The organism is Mesorhizobium sp. C089B, assembly GCF_030323125.1.
Classification (GTDB): domain Bacteria; phylum Pseudomonadota; class Alphaproteobacteria; order Rhizobiales; family Rhizobiaceae; genus Mesorhizobium.
The window spans coordinates 2,080,041-2,105,403 of the sequence record NZ_CP100469.1; the positions used below are offsets into that span (position 1 = coordinate 2,080,041).

23 protein-coding genes are annotated in these 25,363 nt (G+C 64.0%); 8 read left to right on the forward strand and 15 right to left on the reverse strand.

What is annotated here, in order from left to right:
- Nucleotides 1-91: 91 nt before the first annotated feature.
- Nucleotides 92-1,564: an MFS transporter gene (locus NLY44_RS10625; RefSeq protein ID WP_023805434.1), complete on the forward strand. Its 1,473-nt coding sequence runs from the start codon at nucleotides 92-94 to the stop codon at nucleotides 1,562-1,564.
- A gap of 15 nt (nucleotides 1,565-1,579) precedes the next feature.
- Here the strand turns inward: NLY44_RS10625 and NLY44_RS10630 are convergent, their stop codons facing one another.
- The 3 genes from NLY44_RS10630 to NLY44_RS10640 all read right to left on the reverse strand — a co-directional run bounded on the left by NLY44_RS10630 (nucleotide 1,580) and on the right by NLY44_RS10640 (nucleotide 4,063).
- On the reverse strand, nucleotides 1,580-2,077 hold the full coding sequence (locus tag NLY44_RS10630; protein WP_023681725.1) for a MaoC family dehydratase: 498 nt from the start codon (nucleotides 2,075-2,077) through the stop codon (nucleotides 1,580-1,582).
- 160 nt (nucleotides 2,078-2,237) lie between these two features.
- The gene (locus NLY44_RS10635) at nucleotides 2,238-2,660 is read right to left on the reverse strand and encodes a phasin family protein (protein WP_023805435.1); all 423 of its coding nucleotides are present in this window, start codon (nucleotides 2,658-2,660) and stop codon (nucleotides 2,238-2,240) included.
- A 107-nt stretch (nucleotides 2,661-2,767) separates the two neighbouring features.
- A complete protein-coding gene (locus tag NLY44_RS10640) occupies nucleotides 2,768-4,063 on the reverse strand; it encodes a DUF445 domain-containing protein (RefSeq protein ID WP_023805436.1) in 1,296 nt (431 codons plus the stop codon).
- A 295-nt stretch (nucleotides 4,064-4,358) separates the two neighbouring features.
- Here NLY44_RS10640 and rirA point away from each other — a divergent pair, with 295 nt between their 5' ends.
- Complete coding sequence (gene rirA / locus NLY44_RS10645; protein ID WP_023672640.1) at nucleotides 4,359-4,820, forward strand: iron-responsive transcriptional regulator RirA; 462 nt, start codon at nucleotides 4,359-4,361, stop codon at nucleotides 4,818-4,820.
- Between the two features lie 108 nt (nucleotides 4,821-4,928).
- On the opposite strand, the gene NLY44_RS10650 is transcribed toward rirA, so the two are convergent.
- The 5 genes from NLY44_RS10650 to hemP are packed head-to-tail and all read right to left on the reverse strand — an operon-like array spanning nucleotide 4,929 to nucleotide 9,029.
- Nucleotides 4,929-5,717: a heme ABC transporter ATP-binding protein gene (locus NLY44_RS10650; RefSeq protein ID WP_023805437.1), complete on the reverse strand. Its 789-nt coding sequence runs from the start codon at nucleotides 5,715-5,717 to the stop codon at nucleotides 4,929-4,931.
- A 6-nt stretch (nucleotides 5,718-5,723) separates the two neighbouring features.
- Nucleotides 5,724-6,818, reverse strand: a complete 1,095-nt coding sequence (locus NLY44_RS10655) for a FecCD family ABC transporter permease (RefSeq protein ID WP_286457139.1) — start codon at nucleotides 6,816-6,818, stop codon at nucleotides 5,724-5,726.
- Between the two features lie 4 nt (nucleotides 6,819-6,822).
- Nucleotides 6,823-7,704 (reverse strand): heme/hemin ABC transporter substrate-binding protein, encoded by an 882-nt coding sequence (locus tag NLY44_RS10660; RefSeq protein ID WP_031194752.1) that lies wholly within the window; start codon nucleotides 7,702-7,704, stop codon nucleotides 6,823-6,825.
- Nucleotides 7,705-7,714: 10 nt separating this feature from the next.
- Entirely contained in the window at nucleotides 7,715-8,773 is a 1,059-nt protein-coding gene (locus tag NLY44_RS10665) for a hemin-degrading factor (RefSeq protein ID WP_023805438.1), read from the reverse strand.
- Between the two features lie 49 nt (nucleotides 8,774-8,822).
- Nucleotides 8,823-9,029, reverse strand: coding sequence for a hemin uptake protein HemP (gene hemP / locus NLY44_RS10670; protein WP_023673860.1), 207 nt, complete (start codon nucleotides 9,027-9,029; stop codon nucleotides 8,823-8,825).
- Between the two features lie 258 nt (nucleotides 9,030-9,287).
- On the opposite strand from hemP, the gene NLY44_RS10675 reads away from it, so the two are divergent.
- The 4 genes from NLY44_RS10675 (at nucleotide 9,288) to hmuQ (ending at nucleotide 13,332) form a co-directional block, all read left to right on the forward strand.
- Complete coding sequence (locus tag NLY44_RS10675; protein ID WP_084012998.1) at nucleotides 9,288-11,435, forward strand: TonB-dependent hemoglobin/transferrin/lactoferrin family receptor; 2,148 nt, start codon at nucleotides 9,288-9,290, stop codon at nucleotides 11,433-11,435.
- A gap of 5 nt (nucleotides 11,436-11,440) precedes the next feature.
- Complete coding sequence (locus NLY44_RS10680; RefSeq protein WP_023805440.1) at nucleotides 11,441-11,875, forward strand: hypothetical protein; 435 nt, start codon at nucleotides 11,441-11,443, stop codon at nucleotides 11,873-11,875.
- A gap of 127 nt (nucleotides 11,876-12,002) precedes the next feature.
- Entirely contained in the window at nucleotides 12,003-12,962 is a 960-nt protein-coding gene (locus tag NLY44_RS10685; RefSeq protein ID WP_023805441.1) for an energy transducer TonB family protein, read from the forward strand.
- 55 nt (nucleotides 12,963-13,017) lie between these two features.
- Nucleotides 13,018-13,332: a heme-degrading protein HmuQ gene (hmuQ, locus tag NLY44_RS10690; RefSeq protein WP_023741549.1), complete on the forward strand. Its 315-nt coding sequence runs from the start codon at nucleotides 13,018-13,020 to the stop codon at nucleotides 13,330-13,332.
- Nucleotides 13,333-13,377: 45 nt separating this feature from the next.
- Here the strand turns inward: hmuQ and NLY44_RS10695 are convergent, their stop codons facing one another.
- Complete coding sequence (locus tag NLY44_RS10695) at nucleotides 13,378-14,442, reverse strand: glycosyltransferase (protein ID WP_023805442.1); 1,065 nt, start codon at nucleotides 14,440-14,442, stop codon at nucleotides 13,378-13,380.
- An 87-nt stretch (nucleotides 14,443-14,529) separates the two neighbouring features.
- Complete coding sequence (gene putA / locus NLY44_RS10700; RefSeq protein WP_023805443.1) at nucleotides 14,530-18,138, reverse strand: bifunctional proline dehydrogenase/L-glutamate gamma-semialdehyde dehydrogenase PutA; 3,609 nt, start codon at nucleotides 18,136-18,138, stop codon at nucleotides 14,530-14,532.
- A 163-nt stretch (nucleotides 18,139-18,301) separates the two neighbouring features.
- Between putA and NLY44_RS10705 the strand changes: the two genes are divergently transcribed.
- The gene (locus NLY44_RS10705) at nucleotides 18,302-18,754 is read left to right on the forward strand and encodes an Lrp/AsnC family transcriptional regulator (protein ID WP_023688158.1); all 453 of its coding nucleotides are present in this window, start codon (nucleotides 18,302-18,304) and stop codon (nucleotides 18,752-18,754) included.
- A gap of 1 nt (nucleotide 18,755) precedes the next feature.
- Here NLY44_RS10705 and NLY44_RS10710 read toward each other — a convergent pair whose 3' ends face one another.
- Together NLY44_RS10710 and NLY44_RS10715 are read right to left on the reverse strand one after the other, a co-directional pair.
- Entirely contained in the window at nucleotides 18,756-19,955 is a 1,200-nt protein-coding gene (locus NLY44_RS10710) for a cytochrome-c peroxidase (protein WP_023696486.1), read from the reverse strand.
- A 4-nt stretch (nucleotides 19,956-19,959) separates the two neighbouring features.
- The gene (locus NLY44_RS10715) at nucleotides 19,960-20,634 is read right to left on the reverse strand and encodes a FixH family protein (protein WP_245260578.1); all 675 of its coding nucleotides are present in this window, start codon (nucleotides 20,632-20,634) and stop codon (nucleotides 19,960-19,962) included.
- On the opposite strand from NLY44_RS10715, the gene NLY44_RS10720 reads away from it, so the two are divergent.
- Nucleotides 20,558-21,478 (forward strand): sugar kinase, encoded by a 921-nt coding sequence (locus NLY44_RS10720; protein ID WP_023805444.1) that lies wholly within the window; start codon nucleotides 20,558-20,560, stop codon nucleotides 21,476-21,478. The genes NLY44_RS10715 and NLY44_RS10720 overlap by 77 nt on opposite strands.
- Before the next feature lie 4 nt (nucleotides 21,479-21,482).
- On the opposite strand, the gene NLY44_RS10725 is transcribed toward NLY44_RS10720, so the two are convergent.
- From NLY44_RS10725 to NLY44_RS10735, 3 genes are all read right to left on the reverse strand, one after another.
- Nucleotides 21,483-22,508, reverse strand: coding sequence for an aldose epimerase family protein (locus NLY44_RS10725; RefSeq protein WP_023805445.1), 1,026 nt, complete (start codon nucleotides 22,506-22,508; stop codon nucleotides 21,483-21,485).
- Nucleotides 22,509-22,701: 193 nt separating this feature from the next.
- Nucleotides 22,702-24,159 carry an NAD-dependent succinate-semialdehyde dehydrogenase gene (locus NLY44_RS10730; RefSeq protein WP_023707861.1) on the reverse strand — a complete coding sequence of 486 codons (1,458 nt, stop codon included), beginning with the start codon at nucleotides 24,157-24,159 and terminating at the stop codon, nucleotides 22,702-22,704.
- Nucleotides 24,160-24,410: 251 nt separating this feature from the next.
- Nucleotides 24,411-25,361 carry an AEC family transporter gene (locus NLY44_RS10735; protein WP_023681741.1) on the reverse strand — a complete coding sequence of 317 codons (951 nt, stop codon included), beginning with the start codon at nucleotides 25,359-25,361 and terminating at the stop codon, nucleotides 24,411-24,413.
- Nucleotides 25,362-25,363 lie beyond the last annotated feature (2 nt).

Genomic DNA, 25,363 nt, shown 5'->3' on the forward strand with positions numbered 1-25,363 from the left:
TAAGATGCAAATGCTGCGCCTTCCGCCATTCCACCCTGACGACTAGATCTCCGACAGGTCCGGTTGCGGGACTGACAAGGAGGAAATCGCCATGGCAATTGCTGAGCAGAACGAGTGCGCATCGGCGCCGCAGAACACCCGGTCCGCAGGCCTGGCCCACTCTCCTGTCTTGGCATTGGCCAGCCTGTCGCTCGCCACGCTGCTGTCCTCGCTTGGAACCAGTATTGCCAGCGTTGGGCTGCCTTCCCTCATGCAGGCGTTCGGTGTGTCCTTCCAGTCCGTGCAATGGGTGGTTCTCGCCTATCTGCTCGCCATCACCGCCCTGATCGTCAGCGCCGGGCGCCTGGCTGACATGGTCGGCCGCCGGCCGTTGCTGCTCGGCGGCATCGCGCTGTTCACACTGGCCTCGGTGCTCTGCGGCCTGGCGCCGACGCTCTGGCTGCTGATCGCGGCGCGCGCCGTGCAAGGACTGGGTGCCGCGCTGATGATGGCGCTGACGCTGGCCTTTGTCGCGGAGACTGTAGCCAAGGAACGGACCGGCAGCGCCATGGGGCTGCTCGGCGCCATGTCGGCAATCGGCACCACGCTCGGCCCCTCGCTCGGCGGCTTTCTGATTGCCGGCTTTGGCTGGCGGGCGATCTTCCTCGTCAATGTCCCGCTCGGCCTCCTGACCTTTGCCCTCGCCTGGCTGGCCCTGCCCGCCCGTGGCAAGGCTGCACAAAGCGTTCAAGGCGGGTTCGACGCGATCGGAACGGTCTTGCTGGCCCTGACGCTCGCCGCCTATGCATTGGCCATGACGCTCGGCCGCGGCCATTTCGGCGCCCTCAACATCGGCCTCCTGGTGGCCGCCGGCATCGGCGTCGTTCTGTTCGGCGTTGCGCAGACGAAGGCGAAAAGTCCCTTGATCCGGCTTGCCCGGTTGTACGACATCCGGCTCAGCGCCAGCCTCGCCACGAACCTCGTTGTCGCCACAGTGATGATGGCGACCCTGGTGGTCGCTCCATTCTATCTGTCGCGAGCGCTGGGGCTCGATGCTGCGATGGTCGGCGTGGTCCTGTCGACAGGTCCGCTGGTCTCCGCGCTCTCGGCGCTCGTCGCCGGCCGCCTCACCGATCGCTTCGGCGCGCACAGGATGATGGCCGTCGGACTGTTCAGTCTTGCCGTCGGAACCTCATTGTTGTCGCTCGCCGCAACAAAACTCGGCATTGCCAGCTATATCGTGCCGATCGCCGTCACCTGCTTCGGGTACGCCCTGTTCCAGACATCCAACAATGCCGCCGTCATGAGCGGTGTCGCTGCCGGCGAGCGCGGCGTGGTGTCCGGCCTGCTCAATCTGTCGCGCAATCTCGGCCTGATCACCGGCGCATCGCTTATGGGCGCCATTTTTGCGGCTGCCTCGACGGGAGAACGGCAAAGCCAGGACATGCTGACCTCAGCGGCAGCCGCGCACGGCATGCAGGTTACCTTTCAGACGGCAACGGTCCTGGCGGTGGCTGCGCTGTTGCTGGCACTGCTCTCGACCCGCGCCGGCGGCAGGCTGTCGGTGCGGCAACAGCCATCATGACCGAAGATAGGGAGCTTACGCTCCCGCCCGCTTGCGCCGCTCATAAAGCATGACCAGCGTTTCGGCGGTCAGCGCCGGCCTCTGTTCGCCCTCGATCTCGACCGTATTGGCGGCCTTCATCAGATACTGGCCCGGCCCCTTGTCCTCCACCGACAACAGCGTCGTGCGCAGCCGGATGCGTGCGCCGACCCTGACGGGCGCCAGGAACCGCACCTTGTCGAAGCCGTAATTGAAGGCGGCTTGCGTGTTTTCGGGTACGATGCCCATGCCCAGCGCCAGCGCGCCGATGATCGACAGCGTCAGATAGCCATGCGCGATCGTGGTGCGAAATGGGCTCTGCCGCTTCGCCCGCTCCGGATCGACGTGGATCCACTGATGGTCGCCTGTGCATTCGGCAAACTGGTTGATGCGGTTCTGGTCGACGGTCGTCCATTCCGACACGCCGAGCTCCTGCCCGGCCATCGCCCTTAACTGCTCGAAGGTCGGCGGCGTTTTCGGCCGTAGTTCCGTCATTCCTGCTTTCCCGGTGGCTCCCAGTGCCTCGGACCACGAACGGACGGCTCCTGTCAATTCGCCCGTTGCGATTCCGTTCCGCCATTTTCCGCCAAACAGCGTCCCTCGTCCATGCTCATGCGCCGCAACCGGCCCACTCCTCTCATGGTTGCGTTGAGAGTCACTTCTTGTCATAGCCCGAGCGGATTTCCTCCATCGCTTCCTTGATGCGGCTGCGCAGGATTTCGATCGATTCGGTGCCGGATTTCTTGACCAGCTCGGCCACTTCGCCGGCATTTTTCAGGGCGGCTTCGAAGGATTTCCTGGCGAACTCCGCCTGTTTTGTCATCAGTTCCTGGGGATTGCCCGGCGCCTTGTAGCGCTGCGCCATGTCGCTGACTTCACGCAGCGTGTCCTGCAGCATCTCGCGCTGTCTGGACAACAATGAGGTCGCGCCGGCAGCTCCCGCCCGCGCCGATCTTTCCAGGGCCTCGAGGTTCTTGCGATGATGCGCGAGGATCGCCTCGACATTCGGCACCTTCAGGTCACGGCCGAACCGGCTGAACATGTCCAGGAATGAATCCGAGTCGGGTTGTTTGGCCATTGCTCGTGCTCCCCAGTGTCGCAAATGCTGAACCCTGTTCTGGACAATAGCACTCGCGCGCCGTGTGTCCATTCGGACGCCCAAGCAATTCAGCGGCAAATGCAGCATCAGCCAGCGAGAAACAGCCTCTCCGCCGTGTAGAGCACGAGACCGGCCAGGCCGCCAATAATCATGCCATTGAAGCGGATATATTGCAGGTCCCTGCCGATGTTCATCTCGATCAGCCTCGTCAGCTGGGCAAGGTCCCAGCGCTTGACCTGATCGGCGATGAACGTCGACACACCGCTCTTCTGGCTCTCCACGAACGACGACAGCGCCACGACAAAGCCCTGGTTCATGTCGGCCCTGATCTGCGGATCGCCTGAGAGATGGCGGCCGACCTCGACGAACATGTTGGCGAGATGCGCGCGAACAATCGAATTCTCCGCCTTGGCGTCCTGTTCGATGAACACGCTGAGGCTCTGCCACATGTCGCCGGCGAGCGACTTCACTTCCGGCCGCGCCAGGAAATCGCGCTTCAGCTTCTCGGCCCGTTTGGCGTATTGCTTCGAGGTTCTGAGCCGCTCGATGAAGCTGTGCGCGAAACGGTCGAATTCGGCGCGCATCGGATGGTCGGGATCGGCCCGCACCTCGTCAAGCAGCGAACCGGCAGAAGCGACGATCTTCTTCAGCAGATAGGCGTCGGCTCTGAACAGGTTGAACAGCGACGGCAATTCCTCGCGGATTTTCTCGCGCATGGTCGCCAGCGCCTCTTCATCGTTCAGGAACCGGCCGATCACCCTGGTGAATTCGTCGAAGAGTTTCTGGTGGCGGCGGTCGTCGGTCAGTGCCGACAGCAATTCGGCCGCGAGCGGCGCCAGCGGCACCTTGTCGATCTGCTCCAGCATGCGGCTGGTGACGAAGCCGCGCAGGCCGGATTGCTCGATCGCCGCAAGCGTCTGCGGCACCAGCCGTACGACGAAGCGCGACAGGCCGGCAGAGCGTTCGGCGTCAGTCAGCCAGTCGGCGACGAGTGCTGCAAAATCAACCTCGGCCAGCTTTTCGCGCACCGGCTCCGGCGCCAGAAAATTGACCTCGATGAAGCGGCCCAGATTATCGGCGATGCGGTTCTGGTTCGCTGGGATGATGGCGGTGTGCGGGATCGGCAGGCCCAGCGGCCGCTTGAACAGCGCCACCACCGCGTACCAGTCGGCCAGGCCGCCAATGGTCGCCGCCTCCGCGAAGGCCGCCACGAAGCCCAGCCACGGATACTTGGCCTCGAACGATTTGGCCACGGCAAAAACCACGACGCAAAGCACCAGCGCAGCCGTGGCGAGGAACTTTGTCCGCCGCAACGCGAAAAGCTTGGCGCCCGTCTCGGCATCAAAACCGCCAGGCGCCAGGGACGAAGCCGATTGGGACATGATACGCCGCTCCTCATCGATCTCTTGGCTATCTGGCATGGGCTATTTAGGGGGTGTTTGGGCCCGTAGCATGATCGGATGGGCCGATTTCGTCCGGGAATTGCCGGTTTCGCACGCAAAGTTGACAAGAATGTTCATCTATCATGCAATCCCAGTCTGGAATTGTTCCAAGGTATAGGCCATATTCCGATCAGGCCAGTGTGGGCGAATCCGAAACTTCGGGTGAGAAAGCCGCACCAGCACAATCTAAAATCTGGTGCAGTTCCAGCGCGCCAGCACTCGGGTGAGGAATGAAATGCGGCTGACGCGCCAGACCAACTACGCCATGCGCATCCTGATGTATTGCGCCGCCAACAACGATCGCCTGAGCCGCATCCCCGAGATTGCGGCCGCCTATTCGGTGTCGGAGCTTTTCCTGTTCAAGATCCTGCAGCCGCTGGTCGAGCATGGCCTGGTCGAGACAGTGCGCGGCAGGAATGGCGGCGTGAGGATCGGCCGCCCCGCCGAGCAGATCAGCCTGTTCGACGTCGTACGGGTCACCGAAGAGAGCTTTGCCATGGCCGAATGCTTCGAGAACGATGCCGCCGAATGCCCGCTGGTCGACAGCTGCCAGCTGAATTCGGCGCTGCGCGAGGCGCTCAACGCCTTCTTTGCCGTACTCTCCCGCTACACTATCGCCGATATGGTGGCGGCGCGCCCGAATGTGCGTCATTTGCTCGGCATCGACATGCTGGTCCAGCGAGCTCCGGCCGCCTGAGTTTTCTAGTGCATGTCGCTCAAAAGTGGCCCCGGTTTTGAGACAACGACATGCATAAAGACAAAGACCTAAAGCGCGTCGCCTGAGTCCGTTCAAACGCGACGCGCTTTAGGCGGCTGACTGCGGCAAGACAAACGGCATGTTCGCCGCCGGCAACACACCGACCCTTAGCCGACAATCGAACACTTTTTCGATCAGATCGTCGCTCAGGACCTCCTGCGGTGAACCGTCGGCGGCGAGCCGGCCGCGATGCATCACGAAAATCCGGTCGGCATACATGGCCGTCAGATTGAGGTCGTGCAGGATGGCGATCACACCGCCGCCGCGCCGGGCGAAATCGCGGGCGATGTTCATGATGATCAGCTGGTGCTTGATATCGAGGCTGGAGACCGGCTCGTCGAGATAGAGATAGCGCGGCTTGCCGTCCAGCACCGGCGCCCAGACCTGGCACAGCACGCGCGCCAGCTGCACACGCTGTTGTTCGCCGCCCGAAAGCTCCTGATAGAAGCGGCCGGCAAAGCCGTCGAGGTCGACCCGCGCCAGCGCCCGCTCGGGCAGACGATCATCTTCGCCCGGCAGAACGCCGGAACGGCCGCCGATAAGGCCGAGCCTGACCACTTCGTGCACGGTGAAGGGAAAGGACAGGGTCGTCGCCTGCGGCAGCACGGCACGCACGGTCGCGGCCTCCACCGGCTTCATCTCGGAGAGGTCGCGCCCGTTGACGGCCACTGTCCCCGTAAACGCCAGATCGCCCGACAACGCCTTCAAGAAAGTCGTCTTGCCCGAGCCGTTCGGTCCTACGATGGCGGCGATCTCGCCCGGCCGTGCGACAAAATCGACATTAGCGACGATGCGTTTGCCGCCCATCGCCACCGAGACATCGCGTGCTTCGATCATGCCGCCTCACAAGTCGATTACGCCGCGCTTGCGCAGCAGGATCCAGAGGAAGAACGGCGCGCCGGCGATCGCCGTGACGATGCCGATCGGCAATTCGGCCGGCGCCACGATGACGCGGGCAACTGCGTCGGCAAGCAGCAGCATCGAGGCGCCGAGCAGCGCCGATGCCGGCAAGAGATAGCGATTGTCCGGACCGATCAGCAGCCGCAGCAGATGCGGCACGACGATGCCGACAAAACCGATGCCTCCGCTGACTGCGACAGAGGCGCCGACCGCTGCCGAGACGCCGACGATCGCGGTGTATTTCAGCCGCTGTACCGGGATGCCGAGATGTCCGGCCGTCGCCTCGCCGAGCGCCAGGGCGTTGAGGCCTTTGGCCAGGAACGGCATTGCCGCAAGCGCCAGGATGATGATCGGACCGACGGAAGCGATCTTCGGCCAGGTCGCGCCGCCCAGCGAGCCCAGTTGCCAGAAGGTCAGGTCGCGCAACTGCCGGTCGTCGGCCATGAAAATCAGGATACCGGTCAGCGCCATGGCAAGGGCTGCGAGCGCAATGCCGGCAAGCAGCATGGTAGCGACCGATGTGCGCCCCTGCCGCGTGGCGACGCGGTAGAGCACCAGCGTGACCGCAAGGCCGCCGCAGAAAGCGGCGAGCGGCAAGGCCAGCCCGCCGAGCGCCAGAGTGAGCGGCGCCAGCCACGTCGTGCCGAGCACGATGACGGCGACCGCGCCGAGGCTCGACCCGGCGGAAACGCCGATCAGGCCGGGATCGGCGAGCGGGTTGCGAAACAGGCCTTGCATGACCGCACCCGATACGGCCAGTGCCGCCCCGATGAGCACACCGAGCAGTACGCGCGGCATGCGGATATCGTAGACGATCAACCGGTCGCGGGCACCAAGCGCGGCGTCGTCCGGCATGGCGCCGGTCAGCCAGTCACGAATGACACCAACGGCCGATGCATCGGAAGCGCCCGACCTCAGCGACAGGAACATCGAAAGGGCAAGCGCCACACACAGGAGCACAATAACCAGGCGAGCGCGCCCGGAACGATCGCCCTCGGCCACCTTGCCCGCCGCGCCGGCGATCGACTGATCCACCATCGGCTCAGTCCGTGACCTGGCTGCCATAGAGCGAGGCGGCCAGATCGTGGATGGCATCGGCCGTGCGCGGCCCGAAGCCGAGGAGATAGCTGCCATCCATCAGGGTCAGCTTGCGGCCTTCGCCCGCCGGCGTCGAGGTGATCGACGGGATGGCGAACAGCTCGGCCTCCGCAATCGGCGGGCCGGCATTCTTCATGGCCAGGATCACGTCCGGCCTGGCAGTGACGATCGCCTCGTCGGACATCTGCTTGTAGCCGGAAAAACCTTCGACCGCATTGACGGCACCGGCGAGCTTGATGATGCCGTCACCGGCGGTGTCGGTGCCGGCGGCCAGGATCTTGCCGCCCTGGATCGACAGCACGAACAGGATGCGCTTGCGCTGCTTGATCGACGCCGTCTGCTTCTCGGCCGCCTTCAGCTTGGCGTCGGTCTCAGCCACCAGCGTCTCGGCCTTGGCGTCGACGCCAAGCGCCTTGCCGACGATGCGGATCTTTTCCAGGATGCCGTCATGGCTGTAATGCTCGGGCACGTCGATGAACGGAACGCTCGACTTTTTCAGCACATCGACCGCTTCCTTCGGCCCACTGCCATGCAGCGCCAGAATGCCCGAAGGATTGACCGACAACACGCCTTCCGGCGACAGCTGGCGCATATAGCCGACGTCGGGCAGCGCGACCGCGGCGGCGGGGTAGCGGCTGGTCGAATCGCGGGCGACGAGATGACCTTCCTCGCCAAGCGCGTAGACGATCTCGGTGATCGAACCGCCGATCGCCACGATCCGCGACGTGTCGGCCAACACGGCCACGTTCTCGCTGGCCGGCACTGGGGCGGCAATAAACAGCGACAGGCCCATGGCCGCGGCAAGCGTCCTGAACAGTGAAATCATCGTCGTTTCCTCAGGCTGCGGTCGGGCTTGGAATGCGCGGCAGGTTCTCGGCAAGGAACCGCCAGTCGTCGCGCTCGCCCTCGCCTTCATGGCGCTTGCCGAAGAACTGGATGATCATCTTGCCGTCGGCGCCATAGGCTTCGAGCGAGGTAACATGACCGTCCTTGGTCGGTTTGCGCACCGCCCACACCTCCTGGATGTGGTCGGTGCGCAGATGCAGGTGGAACGTCTCGTCCATGACGTTGATCCACGGCCCCATCGGCTTGATCGACTTGACGGGACCGGAATGGATCTGGATGCAGCCTCGGTTTCCGACAAAACACATGATCGGCATGCCGTCGGCGGCGGCATGGTGGAACATGGCGCCGATGGCGTTATTGTCGAGCAGCCAGGCATAGTCCTGGCCGACCATGCGCACGGCCTGGTGGCGGGTGAGCTTCAGCGCTTTCAACATGCCAAAGAACTGGTGGACGTCGGTCAGCCGGCTCCAGCGGTCACGCAGATCGTCGGTGTCTGCGGCAACGCCCGACGTCTCCGCGTCGTCGTCGGCCAGGCCTGCGATAGACACAGTCGCCTCCTGGTTCGGCGATTCGAGTGCGGCCACGAGCTTCTGGTAGGCATAGAGATTGGACGCCGGCCGCAGATGCACCTTGTGCACCGCATCGCCGGCCGCGTCGAAGAATTGCAGGCTGCGGCGGATGTCGCCACCGTCGCGCTTCTCGACGGCAAAGCCATGCGCCCAGACCTTTGGAAAGATACGCAGGTCGATGTTTTCGCCCAGTACCATGGCATTGTGCGCACCTGTGACAACCTTGTCGTAGACGCCGATCTTCTCGTGCACCGCGCTTTCGTTGCGGGTCAGTGCCATCACTTCGCCAACGGCATCGAGGCCGGTCAGCAGATCGTTGACCCTGGGCTCGACGCGCACGACACCGTCGCCGCAATGCGCGGCGACCAGTTCGGCTTCGGAAATACCGAGCTCGGCGGCAAGATCGCGCTCGCGCGCTTTCGGATTGTCTGCCCGCGCTCGCCGGATTTCATGCGGTGCGGGTTTTACGCGCTGGTCCATGTCCTGCTTACCTGTCCTGCCTGGCGTTTTGGCCTGCCTGGCTGTTTCATCACTTGTTGAGGATGAGCTTGCCCTGGCGGGTGATCTTCAGCCGATAGAGCGCGCCATGGTGCTCGATGCCAATCTCGTGCTCGCCCTGGAACAGCGTGTTGGAGGACAGCGTCCGCACCGCCAGCGGCACCCGGTCGAAGCGGGTCGGCGTCTCCTCGGAACGGCGGACGCGGTAACGGAAGTCGTTGGGATTGTGGGTGTTCATCTCTTTCGATCCCTTTCCTGTGCCGGGCAACTGGCTAGGCGTTGCAAATGCCGATTCATTTCTTGACTTTAATCATCATGTTTATTAGTCAGTGCAATACCGGACTAAATGAGTCAATATTTAAGACGCCGGACGGAATGAAAAAAGCCAGCGAGCGCCAAGCCAGCCAGCGTCGAACCTGGAATTTGGAGTTGGGGCATGGGCTTGGGAAATTCTGGACGACTGGGTCTGGCGAGCACCGGTCCGGTGCATCGGTCTATGGCAAAGGTGGCCTTGCTTGCGGGGGCAGCGACGATCGCGCTGCTGACATCGCCGGCCAGCGCTCAGCAGGCTGCTCAGCCGGCCGCTGACCAGGCCGACCAGACCAGGAAAACCGAAGACACCAAGCCGGCGCCCGCCGGCGCGACCCTGCTGGACAAGATCCTCGTCATCAGCCGCACCGGCGAGACGGCAATCGAATCGCTGGCCTCAGCCAGCCATGTCGACCAGGAACAGCTCGACCGCCGCATGGCGACGACGCCGAACGAAATGCTGCTCGGTGTGCCTGGTGTCGCCGTGCAGGCCGATGCGCGACGCGTCAGCTCCAGCATCAACATCCGCGGCCTGCAGGATTTCGGTCGCGTCGCCGTCATCGTCGACGGCGCCAGGCAGAATTTCCAGCGCTCAGACCACGGCACGCAGTCGACCTTCTATGTCGATCCCGAGCTCATCAAATCCGTTGACGTCATTCGCGGACCGACCGCCAACACCTACGGCTCCGGCGCCATTGGCGGCGTCGTCTTCTTCGACACCAAGGATGCGGTGGATTTCCTCAGATCGGGCGAAACCTGGGCCGGCTCCGTCACCGGGCGCTATGAAAGCAACGGCAAGGGCTGGACCGCCAGCGCCAGCGGCGCCTACAAATTCAACGACGATTTGGATGTGCTGGGCAACATCGTCTACCGCGACTACGGCGACTACAAGAATGGCAGCGGCGACACCGTCGCCGGTACCGGTTTCGACGTGCTGAGCGGCCTGCTCAAGACCACAATCCGCCCGAGCGAGAACAGCGAATTGAAGCTCGGCTGGGTCGGCTCGAGCGACGGCTGGACGGAAACCAGCGGCGGCGTGCCGGCCAACGACGTCGACCTGAAGTCGAACACCTTCACCGCCCGCTACAACATCACTGACGACGCCAAGAGCTGGCTCGACCTCCACATCAACGCCTCCTACAACAAGACCAATCTCGACCTCACCACGCTGGTCCCGCAGAACCGCTTCGATCCGTCGACCGGCCTTCCCGTGCTGCTGCCCGTCGGTTCGACCTCGACCTTCGACGTTGGCACGGCCGGCGTCGACATCTGGAACACGTCGCGCTTCGAAACAGCCGGTGTTGCGCACGAATTGACCTATGGCGGCGACTGGGTGGGTGACGATGTCGAGACCGGCGGCACCGCCGGCGGCGACAGCTTCTACACCCCATCGGGCAAGCGTAGTGTTTCGGGCGCCTACATCCAGGACAAGCTCACCTGGGACTGGCTCGAGGTCATTGCCGGGCTGCGTTACGACAATTACAGCCTGGAGGATTCCGACAATGGAACGTCAGGTGATCGTCTGTCGCCGCGCATCACCGTTGGTGTCACGCCCTTCGAAAGCGCCAGCCTGGCGGGCCTGCAGTTCTATGGCACCTACGCCGAAGGCTACCGCTCGCCGTCGCTGACCGAAACGCTGATCAGCGGCAACCATCCGGCAGGCGTCACCTTCCCGTTCCTGCCCAACCCCAACCTGCAACCCGAAACCGGCAAGACCACCGAATTCGGCGTCAACTACAAGCTGAACGACCTTATCGAGGCCGGCGACGCGTTCCGGCTCAAGGCCGGCTACTTCCACAACGATGTCGACGATTACATCGAAGGCGTCACGTTGTCGCCATTCGACCCGACCAGCGGCTGCCCGTTCGGCCCCGGCATTCCGATCTGCTTCCAGTACCAGAACGTCGCCCAGGCCAGGATCAACGGCTTCGAACTGGAAAGCGTCTACGATGCCGCCTGGGGTTATGCCGGGCTGTCGGCCTCGATCATCAACGGCCACACCATCTCCGATGAAGGCGAGCGGGCCGACCTTGCCACCATCCCGTCCTCGCAGGTCACCGGGCAGCTCGGCTTCCGCTTCCTTCAGGACAAGCTGACCGTCGGCGGCGAGGTGCAGTACAACGGCAAGCCGAAGGGCAACCCCGTGGCCAAGGATTATACTCTGGTCAACGCCTTCGCCAGTTACCAGGCCACCGACAATCTGAAGGTGGACTTCCGCGCCGACAATTTGTTCGACGTCAAATATACCAACCCGCTGAACGGCGGCACCACCGCCGTCATCTATGAACCCGGCATCACGCTGAAGCTGGCCGCAACCATGCGCTTTGGAGGCTGACACCCATGACAAGTTTGACGGCATCGCTTCGGCTCCTGACCTCGACGCTGGCGATGTCGCTTGGCTTGATGCCGGCGTGGGCTCAGTCCGCGCCGGCTCCGCAACTCAGCCTCGAGCTCAATGCCGCGCAGCCCTCCGAAAAGGGTTGCCGCCTGACCTTCGTCGTCAACAATGCGCTCGGCGCCGATCTTTCCAAGGCGGCATTCGAAATCGCGCTGTTCAACGAGGCCGGCATTGTCGACCGCCTGAGCGTGCTCGACTTCAAGGACCTGCCGGCCGGCAAGACCAAGGTGATCCGCTTCGACCTCGCCGGCACCGACTGCACCAAACTCAGCCGCGTGCTGATCAACAGCGCCACCGAATGCGCCGGCGTCGAACCGGGCGCCTGCATGCGCGGCATGAAGACGCAGACCAAGTCCGGTATCGCATTCGGCGTTTGAGGTGGGTCTGCATCCCGCCTTCCTGCACGACAATGCGACACGACCCGTCGCAGCTCCGCCGTTATGGCCGGCAACCGATCTTGATTTGACAATCCCGCCGCGCTCGCGGCAGGTCTCGCCGCGAACCATGCAGGACATCACCCCCCTCCCCGACGCCGGCAACGAACCGGCGATAACAATGGACGAGCTCGTACAGCCGGCGGCCGCGGACCGCAAATGGACTGTGGCGATCGTCGCGTCCTGCCTGCTCCATGCCGCTGCCGCAGCGGCGTTCTTCATCGGACCCGCAGGGACATTCGATTCCAGTAACGCGATACAATCCGAAGGCACCGACCAATCGGGCGCCGAGGTGGTCGGCAGCGCCTTGGACAGCCAGGCTCCCGACGCGGTCGATGTTACCCTGGTAACCGATCCGCAGCCGGCCAAGCCCGAGGCCGTTCGACCCGTGCCGCCGACCGAGGCGCCTCAACCGGTAAAGGAGCCGGCGGCGCCCAAGCCTGCGCCGGAAGCCGCCGAACAGGCGACCGCCGCGCCAGATACACTGACGGCCGCCATCCCGAATGATCAAACTGTCGCCCCAAGCGCTGAGACGTCGACTCCGCCAGGGGTTCAAACGCAAAGTTCAGAGGCACCGCCCGCCGACGAGCCCGCCGTTGATTTGCCTGCTGCCAAACCACCAGTCCCGAGCCCGCGGCCGACCCCTCCAGCCGGATCTGGAGATACCCGCGGTGCGGCAGATGGCGAAGAACGCGACGCACCGGCGGTTGCCAGCAAGGGTAAAAACCAGGACGCGGCTGGCAATGCGATGGAATCTCGTTACGGCGGTGAAATTCAAAAGAAGCTTGCCCGCGCTAACCGGCGCGTTTCGAAGGAAATTCAAGCCAAGGCTCGCAACAATGCCAGGGTCTATTTCGTCGTCATGGCTGACGGCAGCGTCAGCGACTTGCAGCTTGTCGAAAGTTCAGGGTCTGCCGAGCTAGACCAATTCGCTTTGAAACTGGTGCGCCAGCAAGCCCCGTTCCCGCCCATTCCTCCCGAGACCGGATTATCAAGTTGGGTGTTCAGGGCGCGGATCGGTCCGTTTTAAACAGCTCGTAGACCTTCGCCAAATGTCATCGTCCACCAATTCAAGAGGAAGCTCAATGTACATCGCCATGAACCGCTTCAAGGTCCAGAACGGCTCCGAGACCGCCTTCGAGGATGTCTGGAAGAACCGCGATTCGAGCCTCTCGGAGATGAAAGGCTTCAGGGAATTCCACTTGCTGCGCGGCCCGGTCAACGAGGCCGAGGGTTACACGCTGTTTGCCTCGCACACGGTGTGGGCAAGCCATGAGGATTTCGCCGCCTGGACCAAATCCGAGAATTTTCGCGCCGCCCATCGCAACACCGGCACCTCGAAGGTGCATTATCTCGGCCATCCGCAGTTCGAAGGCTTTTCGGTCGTCGAAGGGGCCTGATTGAGATTTCACCCGTCGACGAGATCTGACGACGGGCAGATGCCGTCAGGTTCCGGTTGAATTCCGGCCGCCCAGTCGCCGAAGCCACTGGGCAATGTGCAGGCGCAGCCGCCGCCAGGGCTGTCCGCGTGTCAGGTAGCGCGCCAACCGCGGATCACCGGCCAACTCCGGGAACTGGCTCACATGCTGCGTCAGGAATGCAGGTATGAAATTGCGCCCGTTGAGATCGCTGAGCCAGGCAGAATTCGCCAGCAAATAGTCTGCGGCATCCGCCGCCAACACGCTCCTGTAGCTCCTGTATGCAGGCGTTTGCCGCACATTGCCGCCAGCAAAGGCAGTTCCGGTGGACAGGTTGGAGCCATGCAGGCGATAGAGCCCGAGACCTTCTGACAGGATGAGGCTGCCGCCGGCCTGGTGCGCGAGTGTCGCCGTCAGATAATCCGTCCCGACCTTGGCCTTGAACGGGAAGGACAATACCGGTTCCAGCGCGCCACGCCGGTACATGATCGCCGAGCATTGCGACCACAGCCAGCCCGTCACCGCAGGTGCGAAATAGGTTACCGGATGCTCCGATGCGTAGGCGATCCCAGGCGCCATGCCGGCAAGCCAGCCACCGGGCGCGATGGCGACGCCGCTGCGATCCGCTCCGGAGCGCGGTTTGCGCAAGGCAAGGAAGGTGCCGCCCAGCAACGTGCCGTCGCCATCGACAAGGAACACATCGGAACTCGAGAGAGCGGCCGAATGCGTCGTGTTGAGATGGGCGGACAGATGCGCGAGGAGAAAATCCGGCAGCCACACGTCATCGGAATCCAGAAACGCGACGAAAGGCGCGGCGGTTGCGGCAAAGCCGTCGCGGAATCCCGCGATCTGCCCACCATTCTCCGTGCGCGCCATCAGGCGCAGGCGCGGGTCGTCTATATCCCTTAGGAGCTGGCGGACTTGGTCGGCCGAGCCGTCCGTCGAGGCATCGTCGACGATGACGCATTCCCAATTCCGGTAGGTCTGCGCAAGCACCGAGCGGATCGCCTGTTCGACGTACGGCCGATAGTTGAAGCAAGTGATGACCACCGCCACGCGCGGCAGCTCAAACGGTCGGGACGTGTCTTCCATCTGTTCGGCTGCCCCGCTCGAGTTGCTCTCTGTCCCTTGCGCATACCCTTGCAACCCGACGCAGGCAAGCGAGCCGCGAAAAGCCCCCTAGGCCGCCGCAAGCAGGCTGGCATTGCCGCCGGCAGCCGTGGTGTCGACGCAGACAGCGCGTTCATGCGCATAGGCCGCCGGGTTGAGCACCTCGCTGACCAGCGGCACGATCGGCCCGCTGCGGTCGGCAATGACCTTGCGCACGATCCGCGCCGCCTCGGGCCTGCCCGAGAAGGCGACGACATCGACGCGCAGCGAACGCGCTTCGACTGGGTCTGGCCGACCGTCTATGGCCGCCAGCGGCAACCCCTTGCCGGTCAGCGCCGACAGTGCCGCCGGCGCGCCCGGCGCCACGGCCAGCACCGCATTGCCGGCGGCCAGCGCCTGGATCGTCTGGGCAAGCAGCGTTTCGGCGTCCGGACCGAGGCACAGCACCCGGCCGCGCGGCGACAGCGACAGCGTGTTGGCCTCGCCGGTCGGTCCGGGCAGGTCGACCTGGCCGAAATCGATGGCGGCTGCAGCGCCGATGGCTGCAGCGCCCTTGCCACGCAAATGCTTTCTCAAGATGGCGATGCGATCCGGCCGCGTCGACCAGCCGCCAAGCGTCGGATCGGGCAGATTGTCGGCGAGTTCGGTCGCAGTCACCTTGTGGCCCTCGGCAATCTCCGTGCCCGCCTCCGGCCCTTTGCGGAACCGCCGGAGATAATGCGGCCCGCCGGCCTTCGGCCCGGTGCCCGAAAGCCCCTCGCCGCCAAAGGGCTGCGAACCGACGACGGCGCCGATCTGGTTGCGGTTGACATAGATGTTGCCGGCATGGATGCCGTCGACGAAATGCTGGGCGCGGCCTTCTATGCGGGTGTGCAGGCCGAAGGTCAGGCCATAGCCCTTGCGGTTGATGGCGGCGATGACGGCGTCGATCCCGTCGGCGTCGAAGCTGGCGACATGCAGCACCGGGCCGAACACTTCGCGCTCCATCTCCTCGATGCCTTTGACCCGGAACACATGCGGCGCAACGAAGCGGCCGTCCTTCGGTGCTTCGAGTTTGGCAATCAACCGGCCCTGCAGCCCCATCTTGGTGCAATACTCGCGGATCGATTCCTGCGCCTCGTCATCGATGACCGGCCCGACATCGGTCGAAATCTGCCAGGGATCGCCGATGGTGAGCGCTTCCATGGCGCCCTTCAGCATCTCCAGCATCTTCTTCTCGACATCCTTCTGCACGTAGAGCACGCGCAGCGCCGAACAGCGCTGACCCGCACTCTGGAAGGCGGATGCCAGAATGTCGCGCACCGCCTGTTCGGGCAGTGCTGTGGAATCGACGATCATGGCATTGAGACCGCCGGTCTCCGCGATCAGCATGGCGTCGGGCGCGGCTGTCTCGGCCAGTTGCTTCTCGATCAGCTTTGCAACCTCGGTCGAGCCGGTGAAGCATACGCCGGCAATGCGCGGATCCGCAGTTAGCGGTCCGCCGACCGCCGGACCGTCGCCCGGCAGAAGCTGGATGACATCTTCCGGAACGCCGGCCTCGCGCAGCAGCTCGACGGCGCGGAAGGCGATCAGCGGGGTCTGTTCGGCTGGCTTGGCGATGACCGAATTGCCGGTGACGAGCGCTGCCGCGATCTGGCCGGTGAAGATGGCGAGCGGGAAATTCCACGGCGAAATGCACACGATCGCGCCGCGCGCCTCGGTGCCCGCTTCGTTGTTGGCCGCTTCGGCAGCGTAGTAGCGCAGGAAGTCGACGGCTTCGCGCACTTCAGCCACGCCGTCGGCCAGCGACTTGCCGGCTTCCCTTGTAGCCAGCGCGAAAAACTCGACCGCATTGGCCTCATAGAGGTCGGCGGCGCGGTTGAGGATGGCGGCGCGCTCGGCAACGGGACGCTTCGCCCAGGACGGCTGCGCTTCCACAGCAAAGCGCACCGCGGTCGCGACCTGCTTGGCAGCGGCTTCGGCGACCGTGCCGACGATCTCGGCAGGCTTTGCCGGATTGACCACCGGGCGCTGCTTGCCGTAGCCGGCGGCGCGCGTCATCGGCTTGGCATGCCAGCGCTCGGGCCCGGCAAAGGCCGCCTTGGCCTTGTCGATCGCCGCCAGCGTCACCGGATCGGTGATGTCGAACCCCTTCGAGTTGCGCCGACCAGCGCCGAAGATCGTCGCAGGACGAGCGATTGCCGGATTGGCGGCGGGGCCCTGGCTCTCGACCGTCTCGAGCGGATCGCGCGCAATATCCTCCGGCTCGACGTCCTCGTCGGTGAGCTGATGGACGAAGGAGGAGTTGGCGCCATTCTCCAGCAGGCGGCGAACCAGATAGGCCAAGAGGTCGGAGTGCGCGCCGACCGGCGCATAGATGCGGCAGCGCGTGCCTTCGGCCCGGCGCACCGTCTCATGCAGCGCTTCGCCCATGCCGTGCAGGCGCTGGAATTCGAAAGCGTCACGGTTGTCAGCCATCGACAGGATGGCGGCGACGGTATGGGCATTGTGCGTGGCGAATTGCGGATAGATACGGTCGGTCATGCCAAGCAGCTTCCTAGCGCAGGCCATATAGGAAACATCGGTGTTGGCCTTGCGGGTGAAGACGGGGTAGCCGGAAAGCCCCAGCGTCTGCGCCCGCTTGATCTCGGTGTCCCAATAGGCGCCCTTGACCAGCCGCACCATGATGTTGCGGTCGTACTTTTTCGCCAGCGCATAGAGCCAGTCGATTGTGAAGGCCGCGCGCGGGCCGTAGGCCTGGACGACGACGCCAAAGCCGTTCCAGCCGGCAAGCTCCGGCTCAGCCAGCACGCGCTCGATGACATCGAGCGACAGGTCGAGCCGGTCGGCCTCCTCGGCGTCGATGTTGAGGCCCATGCGCGAATGGCGTGCGGCCAGCGCCAGCGACAGCAGCCGCTCGGCCATCACCGGCAGCATCTTTTCCTTCTGTGCCTCTTCATAGCGCGGATGCAGCGCCGACAGTTTGACCGAGATGCCGTGGTTCTGGCGGATATCGGGACCGTTGGAGCCTGAATCCAGCGAGGAGATCGCGTCGGCATAGGCCTTGAGGTAGCGCAGCGCATCGGCCTCGGTGCGGGCGGCCTCGCCCAGCATGTCGAAGGAATAGAGATAACCTTTCTGGATCATCGACTTGCCGCGCTTGACGGCTTCCGCAATGGTGCGGCCGAGCACGAACTGCTCGCCCATTTCGCGCATGGCGGCGGCGACCGCCTTGCGGATCACCGGTTCGCCCAGCCGGCGAACCATCGAGCGCAGCGTGCCTTCAATGCCGCCCTCGCCTTCGTCGAGCACACGGCCGGTCAGCATCAGCGCCCAGGTCGAGGCGTTGACGAAGATCGAGCTCGAACCGCCCGAATGCGCCGACCAGTCATGCGGTGCGATCTTGTCGGCGATCAGGTCGTCCATGGTCTCGGTGTCAGGCACGCGCAGCAGTGCCTCGGCCAGGCACATGAGCGCCACTCCTTCCTTGGTGGAGAGGCCGTAGGCCGAGAGAAAAACCTCCATCAGCCGCGGGTCGGACGAGCCGCGCACCGCGCGCACCAGATCCGCGGCACGGGCCGAGACGGCTTTGCGGTCATCGGCCGAAAGTTCTGTCGCGGCAGCCAGGCGCTTCACAGCCGCGTCTTCGTCGGGCAGGTAGTTGGCGCGGATCTGCTGGCGGATGGTGTCGAGCGGCATGGCGGTCCTGCGGAGCAAGCATCTGGGAGCGGGCCGGCGGTCGCCGGACCGAATGGCGCAAGCTAGCACAGAGCCGCATTTTCGGCCGGTCCAAAGAAATCGACATGGCAGGCCGAGCGGTCTATCATGCGGCTAAATTGTTATCAGATGGACTGTGATATCCGTGACAGGAGACCAATTGGACCGCATCGACAGAAACATCCTGTCGGCGCTGGCGCGCGACGGGCGGCTGTCCATGTCGGAACTGGCCGGCAAGGTCGGCCTGTCGAAGACGCCGGTGCAGGCGCGGGTGAAGCGCCTGGAGAAGGACGGCTATATCAGGGGCTATCAGGCGATCATCGATCGCGAGCGCATGGGCGAAGGTCATGTCGCCTTCGTCCAGGTCAAATTGTCGGACACACGCTCGGCCGCGCTCGATGCTTTCAATCGCGCGGTGCAGGCCGTGCCGGAGATCGAGCAGTGCCACATGATGGCGTCGAGCTTCGATTATCTCCTGAAAGTCCGTACCACCGACATCGCCGCCTATCGCCGTGTTCTCGGTGAGCGCATCTCGGCGCTCCCCCACGTCGCCCAGACCTCGACCTTCGTGGCGATGGAGACGGTGAAGGATCGCTAGCTCACTCCGACAGCGTCTTCAAAAACGCCACCAGCGCCGCGCGTTCGCGGTCCGACAGTTGCAACGGGTGCACTTCGGAGGTGCCTTCAACGGCCGCCTCCGCCTTCGCGTAGTGCGCCACCACCTCCTCCAGCGTGGAGAACTGTCCGGCATGCATATAGGGCGGCCGTGTCGCCGCGCCCCGCAGCGACGGCGTCTTGTAGGCACGCATCAGTTCGGGTGCTGCCTTGACGATGAAGCGCAGTTCTCCGCAGGCGCCGGCGTCGCCATCGCGGAAGGCGCCGAAGCAGTTGAATGGGTCGGCCTGAACCTGGGCCACCGCATCGAAACGGCCGCGATCCAATGGCAAATCCCTGACCGGCCGCACGCCGGTGTTGTGGAAAGCGTTGTCGGTGAAGCGCGGGCCGTTATGGCAGGTGACGCAATTGGCCTTGCCGATGAACAGTTTCAGCCCGAGCATCTCCTCCTGCGAAAAGGCATCGTCGGCTTTCGGCTTGGCGCCTGACGCAAGATCGATGGCAAAGCGGTCAAAGCGCGTCTGTGCCGGTTCGATCGACCGTTCGAAGGCGGCGATCGCCTTGCCGATGTTGGAAAAGACGCGGTTGACGTCGTCCATTTGCGCCGCGGTCATTGCCTTCCACGCCGCCTGCTCGGCCTCATTGCCGAGCGGGCTGGCGTTGGCCGGCACGGCGGAAAGATCCGGCAGTGGCCCGAAGATGCGCTCATAGCGCTCGCCGAACCGCTTCTGGATGTAATGCGCGAAGGCCGCGCGGTTCCCCGCCTGCTCAAGCGGGTTTTCCAGCGGCGTCAGCGCCTGCGCCCACAGGCTGTCGCGCCGTCCATCCCAGAAGAACCACGGATTGCGGGCAATGCCGGCCAGCGGCATCGAGCGCCTGTTGGTTCGGCCAACGCCGACGGATTGCGGCAGGTCATCCTGGAATTGCCGGTCGATCTTGTGGCAGGTCGAGCAGGATACGTTCCCGTCACGGCTCATCCCCTGATCGAAGAACAGAGTGGAGCCCAGGGCGGCGGCGGCCGGCACGTCGGCGAAGCGGTTGGTGGTGTCGGGTTTGAGCGCCGGCAAGGTGTTCAGCGCCAGCGAAGCGATGGTCTTCTTCTCGGCATCGGAAAAATCCGGTTTGCCGCAGCCGGCAACGAGCACGACCGCCGCCAATGCCAGAAGGCGCAACAGGCCGTTCATCCGCTCACAGCACCACGTTGAAGACGACCGTGTCGGAACCGGCCGCCGCCGAAATGGCGAAGCGCAACTGCCACACGCCGCTCATGGTGAATTTCAGCCCCTCGATCCTGTAGCGCCCCTCGCCAAGATAATCGGTCGCCTGCGGACTGGTCGGCAAGCCGTGATTGTGCTGCGGCATGCCGCCGGACACCGAGATCGCCGCACCTTCCACGGAATCGCCGTTGACCGTCTTCAGGGTCAGCAACCAGGATTGCAGTTCGCCTTGCCGGATAACGCCGCGTTCCGGCTGAATGCTGGCGACAAACAAGCCGTTCGCCGTCTTCTTCGAGCGCGAAATATCCGGGCCCGGCGCCGACTGCGGCGCGGTCAGATAGACGATCGCCAATATGCCAGCCAGCAAGCCGGCCAGACCAACGCCCGCAAGAAGATAACGCCATATCGATGCCAAACCGGTTCCTCTTCTGGGCATAACGTCTCGGGAAGCAATTCGCGTCCCGCCGCTTCTGTGGGAAAACGCTTCTGGCGCAAAAAACCGCCGCCGCCAAGCATGGCGCTGCCGGCCGCAAAAAGCTACAGCAGCGAACTGATCCGGAGACAGATACATGGCAGCAGACGGCGTCGCTTCGATCGGTGAATGCATGCTCGAGCTGTCCGGCCAGGCCGGGCCGAACTGGCGCATGGGCTTTGCCGGCGACACGTTCAACACGCTGTGGGCGCTGCATGCGCTGAGCGGCGAGCGGCCGGCGACCTATGTCTCGGCCTTCGGCGACGATCCCTTCTCGCAGGGCCAGATTTCGTTCTTCGCCGAAAACGGCATCGACATCGGCGCCAGCCCGGTCATCCCAGGCGCGCGGCCCGGCCTCTACGCCATCACCTTGACCGGCGCCGAACGCGCCTTCACCTACTGGCGCAGCGACGCGGCGGCCAGGCGGCTCGCCTCGGACCCGGCCGCCTTGGCAAAAAGCCTTGAAAACCAGGCTCTTGTGTATTTTTCCGGAATCACTTTGGCAATTCTGGATGCCGCCGCGCGCAAGACGTTGCTGGCGGAAGTGTCCAAGGCGCGGGCTGCCGGTTCGCTCGTCGCCTTCGACCCCAACTACCGGCCGCGCCTGTGGCAGAGCCGCGAGGAGGCGCAAGCCGCGATCCTCGACGCGCTTGCCGTCGCCGACATCGCGCTACCGACCTTTCCCGACGAGCAGATGCTGTTCGGCGACTCGGCACCGCAAGCGACCGCCGAGCGGTTCGGAAAACTGGTCGGCGAAGTCGTCGTCAAGAATGGCGAGGAACCCGCGCTGATCGCCACTGGCGGAGCCCTGCAGCCGGTTCCGGCCCAGCATGTCGCCACCCCGGTCGACACCACCGGCGCCGGCGATTCCTTCAATGGCGGCTATCTCGCCGCCCGGCTGGCCGGCCATGCCCCGGCGGATGCCGTGCAGCGCGCGCATCGCGTCGCCGCCACAGTCGTCCAGGTGCGAGGCGCGCTGGCGCCGTTCGAGGTTCTAAGAACCGCTTTCGAGGGCTAAGACCTTAGGGAAGCCTGAAACGATATTCCGTCACCTGATGATAGATCTGGCCCGGCCACAGCGTGGCCTGTGGGAAATAGGGCCGGTTTGGCGCGTCGGGCCAGGTCTGCGCTTCCAGGCAAAAGCCGGAAAACGCCTTGTAGCGCCGTCCGTCCAGGCCGCCCGAGGTCGGCGTGACATACTGGCCGGTGTAAAGCTGCAGGCCAGGCTCTGTGGTCCAGACCTCCATCTCGACGCCGGAATTGGCGCCTTGCGCCCACGCCACCTGGTGAAGCGGGCCCCGGGCTGACGCCAGGCAAAAATTGACGTCGTAGGGAAGCTGCTCGCCTTCCGTTTCCATGCGCAGCGGCCGCGCCTGGCGGAAGTCGAAGGGCGTGCCGTCGACAGGTTTGACCACGCCGGTCGGGATCATCTCGCCATCGATCGGCGTATAGGCGCCGGCATTCAGCATCAGCCGGTGGTCGAGAATGTCACCGGCGCCGCCATCGTCGAGATTGAAATAGGAATGCTGCGCCAGATTGCACAGCGTCGGCTCCTCGCAAGTGGCGGTCAGTTCCATCGAGAGCGTGCCGGGAATCTTCAGCCGGTAGGTGCAGGTGACGTCGAGCGCGCCGGGAAAGCCCATCGTGCCCTCGGGATCGTGCAGGGTCAGCGTGACAAAATCCCGGCCGTGCAGCGAAACCGTCCACGGCCGGTGGAAGAAGCCCTCCGAGCCGCCATGCAGCGTGTGCTTGCCGAGGAAATTGCGCTCGGTCTGGTAGCGCTGGCCGGCAATGGTGAAGCGGCCGTCGCGGATGCGGTTGGCATAGCGGCCGACGACCGCGCCGAAGAAGGCCCGGTCAGTCTCGTAAGGCTCGAAGCGATCGTAGCCCAGCACCAGCGGCGCATCGTGGCCGGCGAGCCGCAGATCCTGGATGATTGCGCCGAGCCCGATGATGTTGGCGCTGATGCCGCCGCCCCGGATGGTGAAACGGCGAACGGATTCGCCTGCCTGCGTCGTGCCGAAGACTTCGCCGTCCTTCATCGCTATGTCCAAATGCTAATTCATCGATCTGTCGACTTAGAGCAATTCCAGGAAAAGTGTGAAACGGTTTTCCGTCCGGAATTGCAAAAAACAAAGAACTGGAGCGGTTCGGCGTTTCCGTGAAACGCTGAACCGCTCCAGTCCGGCTGAATGTCGTCTGGCAAGGGCAGGCGCGCGGCCTGCCCTGCCCGTGAATGATTTAGAGGCCGAGACCCCCGATGCAGACATATTTGGTGTCGAGATAATCCTCGATGCCCTGATGTCCGCCTTCCTTGCCGAGGCCCGATTCCTTGACGCCGCCGAACGGCGCTTCCGGCGTGGTGATCAGGCCTTCATTGACGCCGACCATGCCGTATTTCAGGCCTTCCATGACCCGGAAGGCGCGGCCGAGGTCGCCGGTGTAGAAATAGGCGGCCAGGCCGAACTCGGTGTCGTTGGCGAGCGCAATGGCTTCCTCCTCGGTCTCGAACTTGAACACCGGGGCGATCGGGCCAAAAATCTCTTCCTTCATGAAGCGCATGTCGGGCTTCGCATCGGCGATGACGGTCGGCTGGAAGAATGAGCCGCCAAGCGCGTGGCGCTTGCCGCCGGCAACGACCTTGCCGCCCTTCGACGTGGCGTCGGCGATGAATTCCTCGACCTTCTCGACCGCCTTCACGTCGATCAGCGGTCCCTGCTGCACGCCCTCTTCCAGGCCCGAGCCAACCTTCAGCGCATTGCTGGCAGTGGCCAGCTTCTCGACAAACTTGTCGTAGATGCCGGCCTGCACCAGGAAGCGGTTGGTGCACACGCAGGTCTGGCCTGAATTGCGGTATTTGGCGGTGATGGCGCCGGCGACGGCGCGATCGAGGTCGGCATCGTCGAAGACCAGGAACGGCGCATTGCCGCCGAGTTCCATCGAGACCTTCTTGACGGTGACGGACGACTTCTGAATCAGCAGCTTGCCGATCTCGGTCGAGCCGGTGAAGGTGATCTTCGACACCAGCGGATTGGCGCAGATCTCGTCGCCGATTTCGCCGGCAGCACCCGTCAGGATGTTGATGACGCCCTTGGGGAAGCCGACTTCCTCGGCGAGCGCGCCCCATGCAAGGCCGGAATACGGCGTCTGCGAGGCCGGCTTGACCACGGCGGTGCAGCCGGCGGCAAGCGCGGGGCCAAGCTTGCGGGCAAGCATCGAGGAGGGGAAATTCCACGGCGTGATGGCGGCAATGACGCCGACCGGCTCCTTGGTCACCAGGATGCGGCGATCGCCCCATGGCGATGGCACGACATCGCCATAGGTGCGGCGGCCTTCCTCGGCAAACCACATGATATAGGCGGCGGCCGAACCGATCTCGCCCTTGGATTCGGCGAGCGACTTGCCCTGCTCGATGGTGAGCAGTTCGGCCAGCACATCCTGATTGTCCATCATCGCGTCATGCAGCTTGCGCAACAGCTTCGAGCGCTCGAGCGCGGTCGTCTTGCGCCAGGTCTTGAAGGCTTCGCTTGCGGCTTCGATGGCGCGGCGGGTTTCCGCCTTGCCCGACTTCGGCACGGTGCCGATCTTGAGACCGGTGGCCGGGTTGTTGACGTCGACCGTCTGGCCGCTGTCGGCCTGCACCCATTCGCCGTTGATGAGATTGGCCTGGCGCATGAAATGGCTGGTTTTCTGCAGCATGGTCTAGCCTCCGTTCGGCGCACTGACGGGCCGGTTTCCTGGATCTCTTGAACGAGCGTGCACAATGGCGGCGGAGCCGACACGCTGAAGCCACTGCTCTTTACCTAGGGCAAGCCCGGCAAGCAATTGCAAGATGGCATATAGGCTTTGGGCCAGCCCAACGCCAGAGAAAATTCACATGTAAATTAGTTTGGGCCGCAGCCTTGTCAAAGACCAGCCTTGCCAAAGACCAGCCTTACAGAAGACCAAGCCTACCCAAAGACATGCACCACCACCGTCAGCCAAAAGGCGGTTGTAACAACCGCGCTTGCCGTGGCGATGGTCATCTGGTTCGACGCCAGCGCCTGGCCGGTGTTGAACTGCACGGCGATGAGATAGGAATTGATGCCGGACGGCAGCGCCGCCACCACGACCGCCACTTTGGCCGTCAAGGGCGGCAGGCCAAACAGCCAGACCAGGCCGAGCACCAGCGCCGGCATCAGGAACAGTTTCAGCGTCGACAGCGCCAGCGCCGGTCGGATGTTACCGGAAATGCCGAAACGGCGCAGGCTGAGCCCCATGGCGAACAGCGCCACCGGCCCGGCGGTGTTAGCCAGCGCATCGGCCAGTCGCATGGCAAGGTTCGGCAGCGGCGCGCCGGTGAGGCGCCATGCCAGCCCGGCCAGGATGCCGATGATCAACGGATTGGTGAACAGTCTTCTCAGAAAGCTCTGGATGATGCGCAGCGGGTGTACGGGCTCGCTGCCGCCGCGGCCAAATATCTCGAACATGATGATCGAAGCCATCATCATGGTCGGCAGATGCACGGAAACGAGCAGCGACAGCACTTCGAATCCGCTGGACCCGAATACGCCGAGAACGAAGGGAATGCCCAGCAACACCACATTCGAGAAGGATGACGACACTCCACCGACGATGCCGGTGCGCGCGTCCCGCCCGAAGATCCGTGTCGTCACCAGATGGCCGGCGGCCCATGTCATTGCAACCGCCGCGAAATAAGCACCCCACAGCGACCAGGGCGCCACGCCGTGGAAATCCGAATTCACCATCGTCCGAAACAGCAGCAGCGGCATCGCGACGTTGATGGCGAATTCGGAGATGCCGTCCCCGCTGGCCGGTTTCAGATAGCCGGTGAGCCCGGTGACATAGCCGAGCGCGACGAGGCTGAAGACGAAAAGAACGGTTTCGGTGAGCGGAGACATTT